Annotated in this window: 16 protein-coding genes; 9 read left to right on the forward strand and 7 right to left on the reverse strand. The window is 54.3% G+C overall.

Annotated features, from left to right (window positions below; genetic code table 11):
• Positions 1-6: 6 nt before the first annotated feature.
• From rlmKL to rmf, 6 genes are all read left to right on the forward strand, one after another.
• Positions 7-2,121, forward strand: a complete 2,115-nt coding sequence (gene rlmKL / locus NIM72_RS18575) for a bifunctional 23S rRNA (guanine(2069)-N(7))-methyltransferase RlmK/23S rRNA (guanine(2445)-N(2))-methyltransferase RlmL (RefSeq protein WP_161735670.1) — start codon at positions 7-9, stop codon at positions 2,119-2,121.
• Between the two features lie 6 nt (positions 2,122-2,127).
• Positions 2,128-4,044 (forward strand): ABC transporter ATP-binding protein, encoded by a 1,917-nt coding sequence (locus NIM72_RS18580; protein WP_161735668.1) that lies wholly within the window; start codon positions 2,128-2,130, stop codon positions 4,042-4,044.
• Between the two features lie 14 nt (positions 4,045-4,058).
• A complete protein-coding gene (pqiA, locus tag NIM72_RS18585) occupies positions 4,059-5,327 on the forward strand; it encodes a membrane integrity-associated transporter subunit PqiA (RefSeq protein ID WP_253421493.1) in 1,269 nt (422 codons plus the stop codon).
• Positions 5,314-6,957 carry an intermembrane transport protein PqiB gene (gene pqiB, locus NIM72_RS18590; protein ID WP_161735664.1) on the forward strand — a complete coding sequence of 548 codons (1,644 nt, stop codon included), beginning with the start codon at positions 5,314-5,316 and terminating at the stop codon, positions 6,955-6,957. The genes pqiA and pqiB overlap by 14 nt, the downstream gene beginning before the upstream one ends.
• The gene (gene pqiC / locus NIM72_RS18595) at positions 6,954-7,523 is read left to right on the forward strand and encodes a membrane integrity-associated transporter subunit PqiC (RefSeq protein WP_222924253.1); all 570 of its coding nucleotides are present in this window, start codon (positions 6,954-6,956) and stop codon (positions 7,521-7,523) included. Before pqiB ends, pqiC begins: the two co-directional genes overlap by 4 nt.
• Before the next feature lie 280 nt (positions 7,524-7,803).
• A complete protein-coding gene (rmf, locus tag NIM72_RS18600; RefSeq protein WP_008925875.1) occupies positions 7,804-7,971 on the forward strand; it encodes a ribosome modulation factor in 168 nt (55 codons plus the stop codon).
• Positions 7,972-8,039: 68 nt separating this feature from the next.
• Here the strand turns inward: rmf and fabA are convergent, their stop codons facing one another.
• Both fabA and NIM72_RS18610 read right to left on the reverse strand, forming a co-directional pair.
• Positions 8,040-8,558, reverse strand: coding sequence for a bifunctional 3-hydroxydecanoyl-ACP dehydratase/trans-2-decenoyl-ACP isomerase (gene fabA, locus NIM72_RS18605; protein WP_008925876.1), 519 nt, complete (start codon positions 8,556-8,558; stop codon positions 8,040-8,042).
• A gap of 68 nt (positions 8,559-8,626) precedes the next feature.
• Positions 8,627-10,495 (reverse strand): Lon protease family protein, encoded by a 1,869-nt coding sequence (locus NIM72_RS18610; protein WP_161735660.1) that lies wholly within the window; start codon positions 10,493-10,495, stop codon positions 8,627-8,629.
• A gap of 53 nt (positions 10,496-10,548) precedes the next feature.
• Between NIM72_RS18610 and matP the strand changes: the two genes are divergently transcribed.
• Positions 10,549-11,016: a macrodomain Ter protein MatP gene (matP, locus tag NIM72_RS18615; RefSeq protein ID WP_143813132.1), complete on the forward strand. Its 468-nt coding sequence runs from the start codon at positions 10,549-10,551 to the stop codon at positions 11,014-11,016.
• Positions 11,017-11,110: 94 nt separating this feature from the next.
• Here matP and ompA read toward each other — a convergent pair whose 3' ends face one another.
• Positions 11,111-12,181 carry a porin OmpA gene (gene ompA / locus NIM72_RS18620; RefSeq protein ID WP_010255028.1) on the reverse strand — a complete coding sequence of 357 codons (1,071 nt, stop codon included), beginning with the start codon at positions 12,179-12,181 and terminating at the stop codon, positions 11,111-11,113.
• Positions 12,182-12,531: 350 nt separating this feature from the next.
• The gene (sulA, locus tag NIM72_RS18625) at positions 12,532-13,023 is read right to left on the reverse strand and encodes an SOS-induced cell division inhibitor SulA (protein ID WP_161735658.1); all 492 of its coding nucleotides are present in this window, start codon (positions 13,021-13,023) and stop codon (positions 12,532-12,534) included.
• A 210-nt stretch (positions 13,024-13,233) separates the two neighbouring features.
• On the opposite strand from sulA, the gene NIM72_RS18630 reads away from it, so the two are divergent.
• The gene (locus NIM72_RS18630; RefSeq protein WP_161735656.1) at positions 13,234-13,863 is read left to right on the forward strand and encodes a TfoX/Sxy family DNA transformation protein; all 630 of its coding nucleotides are present in this window, start codon (positions 13,234-13,236) and stop codon (positions 13,861-13,863) included.
• On the opposite strand, the gene yccS is transcribed toward NIM72_RS18630, so the two are convergent.
• Together yccS and NIM72_RS18640 are read right to left on the reverse strand one after the other, a co-directional pair.
• Positions 13,860-16,019, reverse strand: coding sequence for a YccS family putative transporter (gene yccS, locus NIM72_RS18635; protein ID WP_253422138.1), 2,160 nt, complete (start codon positions 16,017-16,019; stop codon positions 13,860-13,862). The genes NIM72_RS18630 and yccS overlap by 4 nt on opposite strands.
• The gene (locus NIM72_RS18640; RefSeq protein WP_161735652.1) at positions 16,003-16,443 is read right to left on the reverse strand and encodes a YccF domain-containing protein; all 441 of its coding nucleotides are present in this window, start codon (positions 16,441-16,443) and stop codon (positions 16,003-16,005) included. Before NIM72_RS18640 ends, yccS begins: the two co-directional genes overlap by 17 nt.
• 123 nt (positions 16,444-16,566) lie before the next feature.
• Here NIM72_RS18640 and helD point away from each other — a divergent pair, with 123 nt between their 5' ends.
• Positions 16,567-18,621 carry a DNA helicase IV gene (helD, locus tag NIM72_RS18645; RefSeq protein WP_253421497.1) on the forward strand — a complete coding sequence of 685 codons (2,055 nt, stop codon included), beginning with the start codon at positions 16,567-16,569 and terminating at the stop codon, positions 18,619-18,621.
• Position 18,622: 1 nt separating this feature from the next.
• Here helD and mgsA read toward each other — a convergent pair whose 3' ends face one another.
• Positions 18,623-19,081, reverse strand: a complete 459-nt coding sequence (mgsA, locus tag NIM72_RS18650; protein WP_161736446.1) for a methylglyoxal synthase — start codon at positions 19,079-19,081, stop codon at positions 18,623-18,625.
• Positions 19,082-19,124: the final 43 nt, after the last annotated feature.

Raw genomic sequence — 19,124 nt, forward strand, 5'->3', positions numbered from 1 at the left:
GACGATATGAATTCTCTGTTTGCCAGCACGGCGCGTGGGCTCGAAGAGCTGTTAAAAAGTGAGCTGGACGCGCTGGGTGCGCAGGATTTGCAAGTGGTGCAGGGAGGCGTTCACTACGAAGCCGACGATCGCGCCATGTACCAAAGCCTGATGTGGAGTCGTTTAGCATCACGCATCCTGTTGCCGCTGGGAGAGTTCGGCGTCTACAGCGATCTCGATCTCTATCTGGGTGTACAGAGCGTGGACTGGCCGTCGATGTTCGGCAGCGACAAAACCTTTGTTGTGCATTTCAGCGGCACCAACGACGCGATTCGTAACAGCCAGTTCGGTGCGCTAAAAGTTAAAGATGCCATCGTAGACAGCTTTACCCGTCAGAATCTCGAGCGGCCTGATGTCGATCGTGAGCAGGCGGATATTCGTGTCAACGTCTGGCTGAATGACGACCGCGCCAGCATTGCGCTGGATCTCAGCGGCACCTCGCTGCATCAGCGCGGTTATCGCCAGCAGACCGGTCAGGCACCGTTAAAAGAGACGCTGGCGGCGGCTATCGTGCTGCGTTCAGGCTGGGAGCCGACCACGCCGCTGATCGATCCGATGTGCGGTTCGGGTACGCTGCTGATTGAAGCGGCGCTGATCGCCAGCGATCGGGCTCCGGGCCTGCTACGTAAGCACTGGGGCTTCACTGCCTGGAACAAGTTTGATGCTGCGCTGTGGCAGGACGTGAAAACCGAGGCGCAGAACCGTGCCCGCGCGGGCACAGCCGCGACTCAGGCGCGCTTCTTTGGCTACGATAACAATGGCCGGGTGCTGGAGTGGGCGCAGGCGAATGCCCGTCGTGCTGGCGTCTTTGAACTCTTTACATTTGCGCAGCAGGACCTGCTGCAACTGACCAATCCGCTCGAACCGGCGGTTCACGGTACGGTGCTGAGTAACCCGCCGTACGGTGAACGCCTGGAGAGCGAACCGGCGCTGATTGCGCTGCACAGCCAGCTCGGACGTCTGATGAAGCAGCATTTTGGCGGCTGGAACCTGTCGCTGTTCAGCGCCTCGCCTGAACTGCTGAGCTGCCTGCAACTGCGAGCCGATCGCCAGTTCAAAGCGAAGAACGGTCCGCTGGATTGCGTGCAGAAAAACTATCAGCTGGCGGTTAACAGCCATGAAAGCGCCGGGCAGATTGCGGAAGATTACGCAAACCGTCTGCGTAAAAATGTGAAGAAGCTGGAGAAGTGGGCGCGTCAGGAAGGCATTGAATGCTACCGCATTTATGACGCCGATCTGCCAGACTACAACGTTGCTGTCGATCGCTATGGCGACTGGGTCATTATTCAGGAATACGCGCCACCGAAAACCATCGATCCGAATAAAGCGCGTCAGCGCCTGTTCGATGTCATCAGCGCGACACTGAGCGTACTGCAGCTGCCTGCTGACCGTCTGATTATGAAAACGCGTGAGCGCCAGAAAGGTAAAGCGCAGTATCAGAAGCTCAGCGAGAAAGGCGACTATTTCGACGTTAAAGAGTTTAATGCGCGTTTCTGGGTGAACCTGACCGACTATCTCGATACCGGCCTGTTCCTCGATCACCGCATTGCCCGTAAAATGCTCGGCCAGATGAGTCAGGGTAAAGATTTCCTGAACCTGTTTGCCTACACCGGCACCGCCAGTGTGCATGCCGGCCTGGGTGGGGCGCGTTCAACTACCACGGTAGATATGTCGCGTACCTATCTGGAGTGGGCGGAGCGCAACCTGCGTCTTAACGGACTAACCGGACGTCAGCACCGCCTGATGCAGGCGGATTGCCTGAGCTGGCTGAATGAGAGTGACGAGAATTTTGACCTGATCTTTATCGATCCGCCAACCTTCTCTAACTCAAAACGTATGGAAGAGAGCTTCGACGTTCAGCGCGATCATATGATGCTGATGCGTAACCTGAAACGCCTGCTGCGTCGCGGTGGCACCATCATGTTCTCCAATAACAAACGTGGTTTCAAAATGGACATGGATGGTCTGAAAGCACTGGGCCTGCAGGCGCAGGATATTACCCAGAAAACGCAGTCGCAGGACTTCGCGCGTAACCGTCAGATTCACAACTGCTGGCTGATCACTCATGCCGGTAAGGAATAAGATTACATGTCATTAATCAGTATCCACGGCGCTTATCTCTCCTTCAGCGATGCGCCGCTGTTAGACAATACCGAGCTGCACATCGAAGAGAACGAACGCGTCTGTCTGGTGGGCCGTAACGGTGCGGGTAAATCCACGCTGATGAAAATCATCAATGGCGAACAGCCACTGGATGATGGCCGCATTATTTATGAAACCGATCTGGTGGTGGCGCGTCTGCAACAGGATCCGCCGCGCAATATTACCGGTTCGGTCTACGACTTCGTGGCCGAGGGCGTTGAGGAGCAGGCTGAGCATCTCAAAGCCTATCACGCCATTTCCCATGTGGTGATGGAAGATCCCAGCGATAAAAACCTCAATGAGATGGCGCGACTGCAGAGCATTCTCGACCATCAGAATTTGTGGCAGCTGGAGAGCCGCATCCATGACGTACTGGAACAGATTGGTCTGCAGCCCGATACCGAGTTGTCGTCGCTCTCTGGCGGCTGGCTGCGTAAAGCCGCGCTGGGTCGTGCGCTGGTGAGTAACCCGCGCGTCCTGATGCTGGATGAGCCAACCAACCACCTTGATATCGAAACCATCGACTGGCTGGAAACCTTCCTGAAGAACTTCAGCGGCAGCATCGTCTTTATCTCGCATGACCGTTCGTTTATCCGCAACATGGCGACGCGCATTGTCGATCTTGACCGTGGCAAGCTGGTCTCCTGGCCGGGCAACTACGATCTCTATCTGGAAGGCAAAGAGGAGGCGCTGCGCGTTGAAGAGATGCAGAACGCGGAATTTGACCGCAAGCTGGCGCAGGAAGAGGTGTGGATCCGTCAGGGCATCAAAGCCCGTCGTACACGTAACGAAGGCCGTGTACGTGCGCTGAAAGCGCTGCGTCGCGAACATTCAGAACGTCGCGAAGTGATGGGCAAAGCCAACATGCAGGTCGGTGAAGCCTCCCGTTCCGGCAAGATTGTATTTGAGCTGGAAAATGTCGACTACGCAGTGGGCGGCAAAACGCTGGTGAAGGATTTCTCTACCCAGGTTCAGCGTGGCGATAAAATTGCGCTGATCGGGCCGAACGGCTGCGGTAAAACGACCTTACTGCGTCTGATGCTGCAGCAGCTGAAAGCCGATCATGGCCGCGTCCATTCCGGCACCAAACTGGAAGTGGCCTACTTCGACCAGCATCGCGCTGAACTGGATCCGGATCGCACCGTGATGGACAACCTGGCCGAAGGCAAGCAGGAAGTGCTGGTTAACGGCAAACCGCGCCACGTGCTGGGCTATCTGCAGGACTTCCTGTTCCATCCAAAACGTGCCATGACGCCGGTGCGTGCACTCTCAGGGGGTGAACGTAACCGTCTGCTGCTGGCGCGCCTGTTCCTGCGTCCCAGCAACCTGATGATTCTGGATGAACCGACCAACGACCTTGACGTCGAAACGCTGGAGCTGCTGGAAGAGCTGATTGATGGTTATCAGGGCACCGTCTTACTGGTGAGTCACGATCGTCAGTTCGTCGACAATACGGTCACCGAGTGCTGGATTTTTGAAGGCAACGGCGAAATCGGTACCTTTGTGGGCGGTTATCACGATGCGCAGCAGCAGCGTGCCGCTTACCGGCAGCACAGGTCTGCTTCACCGGCAAAAGCGACAGCGAATACCGCTAAGCCAGCCGCCGAAAAGAGTGAAGCGAAGCGTAGCGTGAATAAGCTCAGCTACAATCTGGCGCGTGAGCTGGAACAGCTGCCGCAAAAACTAGAGCAGCTGGAAGCGCGCATCGGTGAACTGCAGGCGAAGATGAGTCACCCGGACTTCTTCAGTCAGGCACACGATCAGACGCAACCGGTGCTGGATAATCTCGCTCAGGCTGAGCAGGAGCTGGAAACCGCTTTTGCGCGCTGGGAAGAGCTAGAGTCACTGAAAAACGGCGCGTAGGGCAGGGCTAACGGATGTGTTCAGCAGTGAAAAGTAACGCGTGGATGCTCTGTCCACAATGCGATTTAATGATTAAGCTGCCGGACATTCCCGTTGGCAGCCGTGCGTCATGCCCGCGCTGCGATACCTCTCTGACGGCCAACTGGCACGAACCCCGTAAACGGCCAACGGGCTATGCGCTGGCGGCACTCTTTATGCTGCTGCTGGCGAATCTGTTTCCTTTTGTCTCCATGAAAGTGGCGGGGCTGACCAGCCAGATTACGCTGTCGCAGATCCCACAAGTGATGGTGACGGAAGATTACAGCAGCCTGGCGACACTGTTTCTGCTGTTTGTGCAGGCGGTTCCGGCCTTTTGCATGATCACCATTATTCTGCTGGTCAATCCGGTCCCTCTGCCCGTCCGTCTCAAAACTGGTCTGGCGCGTATTCTGTTTCAGCTGCGTAACTGGGGCATGGCCGAAATCTTTATGGCGGGTGTACTGGTCAGCTTTGTCAAATTGATGGCCTATGGGGATATCGGACTGGAAACCAGCTTCTGGCCGTGGGTGATGTTCTGCCTGTTACAGTTGCGGGCCTTTCAGTGCGTTGACCGGCGGGGCTTGTGGGACAGTCTTTCCCCGCGACCTGCGATCCCTCATTCACCCGAAGTGGGCATCAGTGGTTTAGAGCAGGGCCTGCGCTCCTGTCCCTGCTGTACCGCCATTCTGCCGGAAGCTGAGCACACCTGTCCACGCTGTGGCGTTACCGCACAGGCGCGGCGTAAGCACAGCCTGCAATGGACGCTGGCGCTACTGTTCACCTCAATACTGATTTACATCCCGGCCAATCTGTTGCCGATCATGGTGACGGAAACCCTCGGTACGGCTTATCCCTCCAATATCATGGCAGGGGTCATTGTGCTGTGGGGCGATGGTTCCTATCCGGTGGCGCTGGTAATCTTTATCGCCAGTATCATGGTGCCGACGCTGAAGATGCTGGCCATCGGCTGGCTCTGCTGGGATGCCAGCGGACGCGGGCGGCGTGACAGTCATAAGATGCATAAAATTTATGAAGTGGTCGAGTTTGTTGGCCGCTGGTCAATGATCGACGTGTTTGTGATTGCCGTGCTCTCTGCGCTGGTGCGTATGGGGCAATTAATGAATGTTTATCCCGCGTGGGGGGCAGTATTGTTTGCGATGGTGGTGATTATTACCATGATCGCTGCCATGACCTTTGACCCGCGATTAACCTGGGATCGTGTACGCGAAAACAATATGAAGGAGTCGCGCCTTGACGGAAACTAACCACGGCCATGCAAAGGTGGAACAGATTAAGCGCTGGTCGCCGGTCTGGATTGTCCCCATCGTTACGCTGTTAATCGGTGGCTGGATCCTCTTTTATCACTTCAGCCATCAGGGGCCGGAAGTCACCTTAATCACCGAAAATGCCGAAGGCATTGTTGCCGGTAAAACCACGATTAAAAGTCGCAGCGTCGATGTCGGCGTGGTGGAGAGCGCGGTATTAAGCGACGATCTTCACCATGTGGAAATCAAAGCGCGTCTGAATGCGGGCATGGAAAAGCTGCTCCACAGCGACAGTGTTTTCTGGGTAGTGAAACCGCAGGTGGGGCGTGAAGGGATCAGCGGGCTTGGCACGCTGCTGTCAGGTGCTTATATCGAACTGCAGCCCGGCACCAAAAAACAGCCACCCGAGCAATTTAAGCTGCTGGATGCGCCGCCGTTAGCGCCACCGGATGCCAAAGGTATTCGTATCGTGCTGGACAGCAAAAAGGCAGGCCAGCTTAATCCGGGTGATCCGGTGCTGTTCCGTGGCTACCGTGTCGGTACGGTTGAGACCAGCGTTTTTGATACTGACAAACGTATGATGACCTATCAGCTGTTTGTCGCTGCACCCTACGATCGCCTGATTACCACCAATGTCCGCTTCTGGAAGGACAGCGGTATTGCCGTGGATATGTCCGCCTCAGGAATGCGGGTGGAAATGGGATCGCTCACCACGCTCTTCAGCGGCGGTGTCAGTTTTGACGTGCCGGATGGCTGGGCGCTGGGCGAGCCCGCGCAGAACAAGTCTGACTACCATCTGTTTGACGATCAGCGCAGTATTCAGGACTCGCTCTACACCAATCATATCGACTACGTGATGTTCTTCTCTGACTCGATTCGTGGGCTGCAGGCGGGCGCGCCGGTTGAGTTCCGTGGCATTCGTCTGGGTACTGTCTCCGAAGCGCCACTGATGAAAGCGGGCCTGGTCCAGGCACTGAATAACGATTACCGGGTGCCGGTGCTGATCCGCATTGAGCCGGATCGTTTTGTCAGCCGATTGGGTGAGAACTTCGATCTGGAGCAGCATCTGCAGGATGGTAAAAAACGTGGCCTGCGTGCGACGCTGAAAACCGGTAGCCTGCTGTCGGGTGCGCTCTATGTCGATCTCGACTTCTATGACAATGCACCGCCTTATAAAGGCCCGCAGAAAGTTTCTGGTTATGAAGTCATCCCAACGGTCAGCGGCGGCCTGAGCCAGATTCAGCAGAAGCTGATGGCGGCGCTGGATAAGATCAATAGTCTGCCACTGAACGGTATGGTCAATGAAGCGACAGGTACGCTCAAAGAGAGCCAGAAAACGATGCGTGATCTGCAGCGCACCATCGACAACATCAATAAAGTCACCGGCAGTCCGGCCATGAAAACGCTGCCAGAAGATTTGCAGCAGACGTTACGCGAGCTTAACCGCAGCATGAAAGGCCTGCAGCCAGGTTCGCCTGCCTACAGCAAGCTGGTCGGCGATATGCAGCGGCTGGATCAGGTTCTGCGTGAACTCCAGCCGGTGTTAAGAACGCTTAACACCAAGAGCAATGCGCTGGTATTTGAGGCGAAACCGGGACAGGATCCCCAGCCGAAGAGGGCGAAACAGTGAAAAAAGGATTGATACTTTGTGCCGCGCTGGTGTTGAGTGCGTGCAGCAGCAGCGTTGACAATACCTGGTATCAGCTGCCATCCGGGGCTGCTTCCATGAAGGTCAGCAGCAGCCAGCTGAATGAAGCGCAACCGATGTTATGGGTGCAGCAGGTGACGGTGCCGGATTATCTGGCAGGCAACGGACTGGTTTATCAGACCAGCGATGTCAAATATGTTATCGCCGCGAATAATCTCTGGGCCAGCCCGCTTGATCAGCAGTTGCAGCAGACATTGATCACTAACCTGAGCAAGGCGCTGCCAGGCCGGCTGGTAGCCGGGTCACCGTTAGGCGCCCAGCACGACACGCTGAATGTAACCATTACAGGCTTCCAGGGACGCTACGATGGCAAAGCGATTGTCAGTGGAGAATGGACGCTGGAACATCAGGGCCGTGTGACCAAACAGGCATTTAACCTCGTGCTGCCGCAGACTGAAGATGGCTACGATGCGATGGTCAGAACGCTGGCGGCGGGTTGGCAGCAGACCGCACAGACGATTGCTAATAATGTGGTTGCGTTAAATTAAGATTAATGTGAATAAATAAGCTAAGCCCCTGAACGATTGTCGTGTTTTATCGGCGTCATTCAGGGGCTTTTTTATTAGCTTATTCAGAAAGATAGTGTTGGCGTATGCATCACAAAACGTCCTTAATTTTACCGATTAAGGTCACATTTATGACACTGGCATGAAGATTGGGCATTGATCTTTGGGTGCGCAGGAGGTAGAACATTAGGGTGGTTGAACATTAATTCACCACTTTTTCTTTCCACCAGATTCCACAGACCTTACATGAGGGACACGGAGTATGAAGAGACAGAAACGAGACCGCCTCGAACGCGCCCATTCACGTGGTTATCAGGCAGGCATTACTGGACGCTCAAAAGAGATGTGTCCGTATCAGTTGATTGACGCTAAGTCTCACTGGTTGGGAGGTTGGCGACAAGCCATGGAGGACAGGTCGGTAGCTGCATAACCGGATGTCACTGAAAAGGGAATATAACCTCCGCCATGCGCGGAGGTTTTTGTTTCCAGGGGAAACGCTTAAAAAGCGGCAGTATCTTTAAACAGGCCGACTTTCAGATCGCTGGCGGTATAAATAAGGTTGCCGTCAACCAGCACTTCACCATCTGCCACGCCCATCACCAGTTTACGGTTAATCACACGTTTGAAGTGAATGCGGTAGGTGACTTTCTTCGCTTCAGGCAGGACCTGTCCGGTGAATTTCACTTCACCCACGCCCAGCGCACGACCTTTACCTTCGCCGCCCAGCCAGCCCAGATAGAAACCGACCAGCTGCCACATGGCATCCAGGCCCAGACAGCCCGGCATCACCGGATCGCCAATAAAGTGACAGCCGAAGAACCAGAGATCAGGATTGATATCCAGCTCCGCTTCAACAAAGCCTTTGTCATATTTGCCGCCGTCTTCGGTCATTTTGACCACGCGGTCCATCATCAGCATGTTGCCAGATGGAAGCGGCGGACCATTTTCGCCAAACAGTTCACCACGACCTGACAGAATCAGATCTTCTTTGGTATAGGATTCGCGTTTATCTACCATGTTTTCAATAAGCCTTGTTTTAGTGAATCACGAATATTAGCGAACAGTTGTACGCTGAGCAAATCGGATTAACGGTGGTTGAACCAGTTAAGCCAGCGGAGCGCCCAGGGACGTTGCGGCACGTCCGGCTGGTTAAACAGGCTAATGCGTTCCTGGATGGTGTTCAGCAGGCAGTCACCCTGACCATCTTCAGTACTCCAGATTTTACCGGTCAGGAGCGGCAGCGCTTCATCAGCACGGTCGATCGCCCAGATGTGGAAGCGACCCTGTTCAACCGCTGTCACAACGGCCTGGTTAAGACTGAGATGACGAACGTTGCAGGCAGGAATAATCACACCCTGCTGACCCGTTAGTTCACGCTGATGACAGATATCAAAGAAGCCTTCGATCTTCTCATTCAGTCCGCCTACCGGTTGTACGTTGCCAAACTGATCGACTGAACCAGTCACGGCGATTTGCTGATTGATCGGCTGATTCGCCAATGCGCTGATTAAGGCACAGAGTTCAGCCAGCGAAGCGCTGTCACCGTCCACCTCGGAATAGGATTGCTCAAAGACCATTGAGGCTGAGAAGGGCAGTTGCTGATCGAGCTCCAGCTCGGCAATCAAAAATGCCTGCATGATCATCATGCCTTTAGCATGAATGTTACCGCCCAGCTCCGCCTTACGCTCAATATCCATGAACTCGCCATCGCCGGGATGAACCACGCAGGTAATACGAGAGGGGTCGCCCCAGGCACGGGGATGACCAGGATATTCCACCACCGACAGGCCGTTAATCTGACCGACTACTTCGCCTTCGGTTTCAATCAGAATCTGTCGCAGCAGGATCTCATCACGCATCCGTTCATTGAGATAATTCTCGCGCCACAAGCGCGCTTCAAGCGCATCACGCAATGCTTCAGCATTGAGTACGTCGCCCATCAGAGCCGACTCGCGCATCTGACGCTGCAGCCAGCGCGGGCAGAGGGGTAGCGTATCCTGATCGCCGCTGTAACGGACACCTTCTTTGATCAGCTCTGGCCAGAAGTCCGCTTCCGGCACGGGCAGGCCCGCCTGTTGCGCCAGTTCAGTACTCCAGCGACACCAGGCCAGCATGTCATCTTCATCAAGAACCTGAATGTTCTCTTCAAATTCAGTATAGATGGCCATTTCATGCGCTTCAGGGTCGAGCTCCTGAAAATCCGCAAGCGCTTCGCGGTCGCCGCACAGGACCAGGTTAAGACTGAGCGGTAATGAAGGAATCGAGACAGGTAGCGGGCGGCGTTCATCCTGAGAGGTCCACTCAACATAGCCTTGCTCAATACACTTTTTCAGGCGCAGCCATAGAATTGGCTGCGTCAGCAGGCTACGCAGTGACAGTACCAGCGTGCCGCCATTGGCGCGATGGATCAGCCCTGGCTCAAGCTGGATGCGATCTTTATACTGCCGCACGCAGCCAAACAACTGCTCCATCTCAATCCACTCAGCAAAGTGAATACCACCCTGACTGGTGAATGGGCGTTGCGGATCGGATGGGGGCTGAAGCGTGACGTTGTCAGCCATGATATGGTAATCACCGCCGGACAGAGTGGTACTGTCAGCCATGACCCGCTGCGCGGCCTGAACGATGAATGTCAGATAATCGCGATTCTCCTGGCTTCTAACCAGCAGTAACGGGAATCCCTGCGACTGGTGATGTAAATGCGCCAGCGCATTCAGCAACCGGGGCTGTACCGTTGCCAGAGCATCAGTTTCTTCATCAGCAATTCGGGAGAAAACGGATTGGTATTGCGCGCTATCCGGCTGTAAGGTCTGCCACGTAAGTTGAGTGCTGGTCAAAATAATCGCATTTATCTGTTTTAAGAAAAGCGAGATTATACAGGATTCACCCTTGTTAAGCACTGCAGACTTCCTGTTGAAGATGTGATGATGGCAGCATGTTTTTCGTTGCTGCATCCGGGAAAAAAGCTGTTATTCTTAGCCCGTTACGTGATCACGATGAGATTCCGATGAAATACCAGCAACTCGAAAATCTTGAATGTGGATGGAAGTGGAAATACCTGGTGAAAAAACATCGGGAAGGTGAACTGATCACGCGTCACCTTGAGTTAAGCGCGGCACAGGCGGCAGTGGATAAACTGCTGGCGATGGAAAATAATCCGGTGACGGTGAACGAGTGGATTGCAGAACATATTCATTCTGATCTTGATAACCGGCTGAAGCAGACCATCCGTGCCAGGCGCAAACGCCATTTCAACGCTGAACATCAGCATACCCGAAAAAAATCGATAGACCTGGAGTATCTGGTCTGGCAGCGGCTGGCAGGCCTCGCTCAGCGGCGTGGCTGCACGCTTTCTGAAACGATTGTTCAGCTGATAGAAGATGCGGAACGCAAAGAGAAATATGCCACTCAGATGTCGAGTCTGAAGCAGGATTTGCAGGCGATTCTGGGTAAATCGGGTTCAGAGAGCGAGTAAGCGGGCAGGGAATTCAGAGTATAGGCGCTAAAGACCGATTGATTACCGGCACAAAAAAACCCCGCTAAGGCGGGGTTTTTTATGACGTGTAAACTTAAGCCTGTGGCTGAGTTACAACGTCTTTGATACCTTTAACGTCGATTTCTACACGACGGTCCGGCGCCAGGCAGTCGATCAGGGCATTACGGCCTTTCACGCTGTCACAGGTGTTGCCGGTAACTGGGTTAGATTCACCCATGCCACGTGCAGAGATCTTGTTAGAAGGAATACCTTTAGATACCAGGTAATCTACGACTGACTGAGCACGTTTCTCAGACAGTTTCTGGTTGTACTGCTCTGAACCGATGCGATCGGTGAAGCCCAGTACGACAACGGAACCATCTTTAGGATCCATTGAGCTCAGCTGGCTGTACAGCTGATCCAGAGCCTGCTGGCCTTCTGGCTTCAGGGTAGATTTGTTGAAGGTGAACAGAACGTCAGACTTCAGAGTGAAACGCTTGGTTTCAACAACTGGAGCTGGTGCTGGAGCCGGAGCTGGCGCCGGAGCAGCGACGTCATCCTGACCGAAGCGGTATGAAACGCCTACGCTCAGCATGCCGTTGTCTGGACGCGTACCAACGGTCTGTGCATCACCGATGTTGTTAACCCACTGGTAGTCCAGACGGGTAGCCCAGTTTTTGGTCAGCGCATATTCAACACCAACAGCAGCCAGCGGAGATACGCCGGTGTCGTGGTCGCTGATGCGGCCAGTAGTTGGGTTAGTCTGCGTTGAATCTGCACGCCATACCATGCCGCCCAGACGAGTATACACGTCCAGATCGTCATAGATTGGGTAGCTCAGTTTAGCAGCCAGCTGAACGCCCTGTGCTTTGAATGCGCCGTTAGTCACGTTGCCTTTGTTAGGCATGCGACCCAGCCAGTCATAGCCCAGCTCGAAGCCCAGGTATGGATTTGCCTGGTAACCAACGAATGCACCTGCACCCAGCTGGCTTTCATGAGTTGGACCGTCATTGTTTTCGTAACCGTTACCGTAGTAACCAGTGTCGTGATACTGAGACCAGCCCAGTTTAGCACCGGTGTACCAGGTGTCATCTTTCGGAGCGGCCTGCGCTACGGTAGCGAAGCCAGCCAGTGCCACTGCAATTGCGATAGCTGTCTTTTTCATTTTGCGCCTCGTTATCATCCAAATAGGCAATGAGCAAAAAGGTTGCTCTTGGTTTAAATCCTTCGCCGGGTCAAAACGCTCGCTTATGACTCTACCGCAAAAAACGGAGGTTATTGAGCACCCTGGCGAGATAAAGTCTACAACGAGATTGGAAACTTACAAGTATGATGTGAGGCGCTTCTGTAAAAAAACAGCGATTTATACACAATTTCTAACAATTAGCCTGGTAGTATTGTCGCGGCAAAAAGCCTTAAAAACCTGCTAAACCATTGTCACAGCTCGAACTAACAGAATCAGTGGTTTAGCGACGACAGATAAGAAAAATAGCTTGGGAAACTTCTGATTTTTACTTAATGAAACAAATCCGACTGAATTTTTATCGCACTTTGCGGTCTGAGAGGCGCTTCCGATGTCCCGCTTGCCCGCAAAATCAAACCCAGCGCGTCACCCTCTGCCGCCGCATTTTCAAGTTGACGGCGCTCATCTTCGCCAAGGTCATAAGGAATCCATGCCAGAACGACACTGTAATTTCCTGTACGTAATGCCTTGACCATCGCTTCCACCGCATTCAGACGTTCAGAATCGGCGATATGCATACTTTTATCCAGCGGTAATCCCGACTCCTGCATCCAGGTGCGATTCAGTTTATGTGCCGGTGTTAACCACAACTGCCAGCGTGATTGCTGACTCAGCTGCTGTAATAATGGCAACAGCAGCATCTGCATCATACCGGGCTGCTCGCTGCAGCGTAACTCAGTAATTCCACCGCCCTGAGAGGCCGGAACGGAAGAGGACGCGTAATGATGAGCATAGCGTGCATTATCAGGATGTTGTGTTCGCATAAGTTAATCACCAGCAGTTGACTGTATGAATATACAGTACTGTCATCCTGGATAAAGATCAACCCAAATTTCTGAAAACGCCTCGCAAAAACGCGACAAGATTAGTTGAAGCGTTATTTATTCATTGAACCGGCTGACACTTTTTTCTATCTTCTAATTGCCTGATACCCAAGGCAATTTAAGAAGTATTTCTGACATGGAGGTGGTGCAATGAAAAAGGTGAATCCGGTCGTAGAGCGCTCCAGAGCGCGCCTGGCCCCATTGGGACCAATAGAGTCCCGCACCCAGTTTGGGGGGTATGCTCTGGCTGTCGAAAGTGTGGTTTTTGCCTTAATTAATCAAGACGAACTCTATCTGCGGGCCAGTGAACCGCTGCGCGAATACATTACCGATCGCCCGCTGCAACCGTTGATTTTTCGCAAGCGGGGAAAACTGGTCAGCCTCAATTACTTTCGGGTTGATGAGGCCTTATGGCGCGATTCTGACCATCTGCTGGCGCTCTCTGCTGCCTCATTAGAGACGGCGCAGCTGGAGTTGCAGGACAGGCAAGCGTCTCCGCGGCTGAAAGATTTGCCTAATCTCAGTGTACGCATGGAGATGATGCTCTTTGAGGCGGGCGTAATGAGCGTCAATCATCTCTACCAGATAGGGGCCAAGCAGTGCTGGCTGAAGCTGAAAGCGATCAACCAGCACGTGGGATTTCAGACATTACTGGCGCTGCAAGGGGCTATTACGGGCCGCCATGCGGCTGCGCTGCCGCAGGCAACCCGGGCGGAGTTGAATGCATGGTTCCAGCGCACGCTTTTATCACACCCGGACTTCAGAAGTAGTGAAAGCTAGTCAGTAATGAGCGTGCGGCGCAGGCGAGCCACATCCGGCATTAATGCCACCAACAGACCGAGTTGCTGGAGCACCAGCGGCGCACGCGTATCTGCATCTGCAGCCAGCTGGCTGATTCGCTGAGCCAGTTGCTGGCGCATCAGTTCAACATGTTTATCGCTGACCACGTCCGTCTGAAGCACATCCTCGACATAGCAAACCGTATCATCCAGTAAGGCGAGCAGGTCCGGCGCTGTAATTTTATCGCGGTGAGCGCCCAGCGCGGAAATGTAGCTCAGAAATGAGTGATTGGAGCAGAGCAATTGAAAAGCTGAATCACGCAGTTTCTGGCTGGTACGACTTTCACTGCTCATGTTTGAGACGACAGACGCCAGTTCAGCATCCGCATTATGCGCATCACGGCGGGCAATACGATAGGCAAGCCGGTTATCTTTACCCTGGTGATATTGCTCCATGATGGCATCCAGATAACGACAGTTCGCTTTCAGCGTTCGCTCTGCCACAGCTGGCAGCTGACGAAAGCGCCAGTCAGGCCAGATAAAGGCGACAGCCAGCCAGGCCAGACCACAACCGAGTAAGGTATCCACGACACGGGGCAGCGCGACTTCAAACCCTTCACCTAACAGGTTAAAGCAAAGCAGCACCAGCAGAGTGATAAACAGCGTAGCCTGCGCATACTGCACCTGCCTGAAAGCGAAGAACAGCACGCCGGTAATCACTATCAGGATTAACTGCCCTTCAATGGAGGGTACCAGCCATAAAACGGGTAAACCAATCGCAATCCCCGCCAGCGTTCCGCCGATGCGCAAGGCAAGGCGTCGCTGCGTGGCGTTATAGTTGGGCTGGCACACAAACAGGCTGGTCAGCAAAATCCAGTATCCCCGCTCCAGTCCGGTTATCTGAATGAAGCCGTATCCAATACAGAGCACCACTGACATGCGAACCGCATGCCTGAATAGTGCCGACGCGGGAGAGAGATGGCGGCTGAAGCGCAGCCGGATATCACTCCAGCCACTCAACCCTTCACGTGACAGCAGATTGTCACTGTGCTGCGGATCCTCACCGGCCAGCGTCTGCTCTGACTCAATGGATGCGAGCTGTGCGTCAATGGCACGCAGGTTACGTAGCAGCCAGAACAGCGCGCGGGTATGTGGCGCCTCAGGCTCATGTTGCTCAAGTCGTTCAATCGCTTTCTGCAATCGTTCAAACGCACGTTCAAAGCGGCTGTCATGCACCCATCTTTCACGCATCAGGATGCAGTGTGCCAGCTGGCGACAGGCTTGCGCCTGCATATTCAGCAGACGCTGAAAGCGAAACAGAATTTCATTATAGCGCCAGTCGCCGCGCAGCAGGTGATATTGCAGATGAGAGGAGCTGGCGCGTTCATGAATATCCTGCGCCACAAAGTAGTAGTGCAGACTGCGACGGGTGCCGCGCGATCCGCGATCGCCGCGCAGACGGCTCTGCAGCGTGGTTTTGGTCAGATTGAGCTGCGCCACTAACTGGCTGTTGACCATTGCCGCATCAATAAACGCAGCATCATCCTGCTCGCCCGCATCAGGATCGAACAGATTCGCCTTTGCATCAAGGTAGCGGGCCAGTTGTGAAAAGCTTCCCGCCAGCTGTTCCTGTACCGGTCGGACCGGGAACATCAGATGACCCAGCAGGGTCAGAAGGTTATACCAGAGAGCGCCGACCAGCAGCAGCATTGGCTGCATGTACCACTGGCTGAACAGCCCGATGCCGAGCATGGTATAGACCGCAATCAGCAGCGCACCAAAAGCGATAGTGGCGTAGCGCTGCCCCAGAGCACCCAGCAGAATAAAGCCCCAGGTCGAAATCGCCAGCCCGACCATAAAGGCGAACGGCCAGGGAAACAGCAGTTCTACGGAAACCGAGGCGATGCAGAAGCAGAGCAGGGTAATCAGCAGATTCTTCAGACGTCCGGCCAGACGATCATCAAGATCGGCCAGCGCAGCCGCGACCACCCCCAGCGTCAGAGGAATCGTCCACTCAATCTGATGCAGCCACCAGGGGATGGCAGCGCAGCCACTCAGGGCAAACAGGATCCGCAGCAGATAGCGCCACGTACTGTTAAACAGATATTTTCGCCAGCCAGGCACTGCATCAGACATCATATTAATAGCGGCGGGCATTGGCGTCGCGCGCAGCACGCGCCTCTTCTACTGACACCACCCGGCGTCCAACCGGCCAGAGCGCAATAGCGGCGATCTTAAAGTTTGCAATCCCTGTCGGAATACCGATGATGCTGATGCACTGCACAATGCCCACGGAAATATGCGAAAGGCAGAGCCACCAGCCGAAGAAAATCAGCCAGAAGATGTTCAGAAAGGTGCCGCCGGTATTCAGAATATGACTCTTACTTTCAGGACGCAGCACATCGACATGCACCGCCTCGTTGCCAAACGGCAGCAGCGAGAGTTTAGTGATTTCCCAGCAGGAGCGGGTCAGCGGCAGGGTAAAAACCAGCACGACGCTGATCAATGTGGCAAACAGCCAGCTCAGGGTGGTGAAAAAGCCGCCCAGAACAAAATTCAGAATATTTAAAACGGTGCGCATGATCTTCTTTTCCTTTTGCATTCCGCAAGATGTGACGCCAAGTTTAGCCTGTTTTAAGGCTGGAGCGCCAAGGGTCTGACAGGTAAACTCCCCCTAATCCTCTTATCTGACGTTGGTGTCGGCGTGGAACTGAAAGCAACTTCAATGGGCAAACGGCTTGCTCAGCATCCTTATAACCGTGTTCGTCTGCTGGCAGCGGGTGTCGAAGTCAGTGGCGATAAGCATGAGTATCTGATCCCCTTTAACCAGTTACTTAATATCGCCTGCAAGCGTGGGCTGGTATGGGGCGAGCTGGAATTTTTGCTGGACGATGAAAAAGTGGTCCGGCTGCACGGAACGGAATGGCAGGAGACGCAGCGCTTTCACCACTATCTGATGCAGGCCTGGCAGAACTGGAGTCTGGAGATGAGCACGGTGTGCCGCGAGGTACTCCAGTCACTGCGCGACGAAATCGGGACGTTTGGCGCGCAGGATCGCTGGCTGAATCGCCACGAGCTGCAGGCGCTGAAGATAAAAATTCTCAAACAGTTCGACGCGTTACCGATGCCGCTCACCCGCTTAAACGATTTTCCTGACTGCCGTGATAGCCTGGCATTTTGCCAGCACTGGCTGGATCAGGGTGAGTTGGCTCTGCGGCAGCGAAACCGTGACTGGACTGACGCTATGCTGACCCGCTATCAGTCGTTCTTTGCCAGCGTCGAGAGCACGCCACTCAATCAATCGCAGTGTGAGGCGGTGGTTAATGGCGAGGATTCTCTGCTGGTACTGGCTGGTGCGGGCAGCGGTAAAACCTCGGTGCTGGTGGCCCGTGCAGGCTGGTTAATGGAGCGCAGACTGGCCAGCGCCGATCAAATTCTGTTGCTGGCATTTGGCCGCCAGGCTGCTGAAGAGATGAACGCACGTATTCAGTCCCGGCTCTCTGCGGGTGACATCCAGGCAAAGACTTTCCATTCTCTGGCTCTGCATATTATTCGTGAAGGGAGCAATAAGCAGCCGGTTATCAGCAAGCTGGAGAGCGATGCGGATGCACGTCGCACGCTGCTACTCAGGGAGTGGCGGCAGCAGTGCCACGAGAAAAAGGCGATGGCAAACGGCTGGCGTCAGTGGCTCCGTGACGAACTGGCGTGGGAGTTACCGGAAGGGCCATTCTGGGAGGACGAGAGGCTGGCAAACCGGCTGGCGTCACGTCTGGAGCGCTGGCTCGGTCTGATGCGCATGCATGGCGGTGCGCAGGCAGCGATGATCGCCGACGTGCCGGAAGAGATTCGGGATCGCTTCAGTAAACGCATCAAACTGATGGCACCCCTGCTGAAAGCGTGGAAAAGCGCGCTGAAAGAAGAGGGCGCGGTCGATTTCTCGGGACTCATTCACCAGGCGATTGCCATTCTGGAAAAAGGACGCTTTATCAGTCCGTGGAAACACATTCTGGTGGATGAATTCCAGGATATCTCGCCTCAGCGTGCCGCATTGCTCAGCGCACTACGCCAGCAGAATAAGCGCACCGCGCTGTTTGCTGTCGGCGATGACTGGCAGGCTATCTACCGCTTCAGCGGCGCAGAGATGACGCTGACCACCGCATTTCATCACTACTTCGGTGAGGGCGATCGGTGCGTGCTGGACACTACCTACCGCTTTAATGATCGCATCGGTGACATTGCGAACCGGTTTATCCAGCAGAATCCGCAGCAGCTGGCAAAACCGCTGAACAGCGTCACCAAAGGCAATAAAAAGTCGATTTCGCTGCTGGCGGAGGATCAGCTGGAAGCCCTGCTGAACAAACTCAGCGGTTATGCGAAGCCTGAAGAGCGGATTCTGCTACTGGCGCGCTATCACTATCTGCGACCGGAACTGCTCGATAAAGCCAGAACCCGCTGGCCGAAACTTAATCTGGAATTTATGACAATCCATGCCAGCAAAGGTCAGCAGGCGGATTACGTTATTTTGCTGGGATTGCAGCAGGGCAAAGAGGGTTTCCCGGCGGAAGTACGTGAGTCGATTATCGAACAGGGCCTGTTACCGCAGCCCGAAGCGTTTCCGGATGCCGAAGAGCGCCGTCTGGCCTATGTGGCGCTGACGCGAGCGCGCCAGCAGGTTTTTCTGATGTTTGATAAGGCCGCGCCGTCACCGTTTGTTGATCACTTCCGCGAACTGGGCGTTCCTGTGCTGCGTAAAGCCTGAGTTATTTCAGACGATCGGCCAGATAGCGCTGATAGTCAGGAATCATAATCTCAACGTTTTGGGCAAACAGTGGCGACTGAATAATAAAATCCGCTGTGGAGCGGTTCGTGGCGACCGGGATATTCCAGACGGTCGCCAGACGCAGCAGGGCTTTTACATCCGGATCGTGCGGCACGGCGTTGAGTGGATCCCAGAAAAAAATCAGCGCATCAATTTTACCTTCCGAGATCAGCGCACCTACCTGCTGATCGCCGCCCATGGGGCCGCTCAGCATAGCTGTCACATTCAGACCGGTATTACGATTGATCAGGTTTCCGGTGGTGCCGGTCGCATAGAGGATGTGTGGTTCAAGTGCGGGCTGGTTTTGTTTAATCCATTCAAGCAGAGCGGCTTTACAGTGGTCATGGGCGACCAGCGCGATATGTTTTGTGGTGCCAAGGGTACGAAAAGTCTGTTCCATAAAGGCGTCCTGATAAGGCTCATGCGCAAGAAGAGAGAGCACG

Origin of the sequence: Pantoea sp. B550 (assembly GCF_024158165.1) — a bacterium.
GTDB classification, from domain to species: domain Bacteria; phylum Pseudomonadota; class Gammaproteobacteria; order Enterobacterales; family Enterobacteriaceae; genus Pantoea; species Pantoea alfalfae.

Bases quoted from the DNA above. Each gene is read 5' to 3' on its own strand.
- rlmKL (WP_161735670.1), top strand. From the start codon at position 7: ATGAATTCTCTGTTTGCCAGCACGGCGCGTGGGCTCGAAGAGCTGTTA.
- NIM72_RS18580 (WP_161735668.1), top strand. From the start codon at position 2,128: ATGTCATTAATCAGTATCCACGGCGCTTATCTCTCCTTCAGCGATGCG.
- pqiA (WP_253421493.1), top strand. From the start codon at position 4,059: ATGTGTTCAGCAGTGAAAAGTAACGCGTGGATGCTCTGTCCACAATGC.
- rmf (WP_008925875.1), top strand. From the start codon at position 7,804: ATGAAGAGACAGAAACGAGACCGCCTCGAACGCGCCCATTCACGTGGT.
- fabA (WP_008925876.1), bottom strand. From the start codon at position 8,558: ATGGTAGATAAACGCGAATCCTATACCAAAGAAGATCTGATTCTGTCA.
- NIM72_RS18610 (WP_161735660.1), bottom strand. From the start codon at position 10,495: ATGCAGCAACGAAAAACATGCTGCCATCATCACATCTTCAACAGGAAG.
- matP (WP_143813132.1), top strand. From the start codon at position 10,549: ATGAAATACCAGCAACTCGAAAATCTTGAATGTGGATGGAAGTGGAAA.
- ompA (WP_010255028.1), bottom strand. From the start codon at position 12,181: ATGAAAAAGACAGCTATCGCAATTGCAGTGGCACTGGCTGGCTTCGCT.
- sulA (WP_161735658.1), bottom strand. From the start codon at position 13,023: ATGCGAACACAACATCCTGATAATGCACGCTATGCTCATCATTACGCG.
- NIM72_RS18630 (WP_161735656.1), top strand. From the start codon at position 13,234: ATGAAAAAGGTGAATCCGGTCGTAGAGCGCTCCAGAGCGCGCCTGGCC.
- yccS (WP_253422138.1), bottom strand. From the start codon at position 16,019: ATGCCCGCCGCTATTAATATGATGTCTGATGCAGTGCCTGGCTGGCGA.
- NIM72_RS18640 (WP_161735652.1), bottom strand. From the start codon at position 16,443: ATGCGCACCGTTTTAAATATTCTGAATTTTGTTCTGGGCGGCTTTTTC.
- mgsA (WP_161736446.1), bottom strand. From the start codon at position 19,081: ATGGAACAGACTTTTCGTACCCTTGGCACCACAAAACATATCGCGCTG.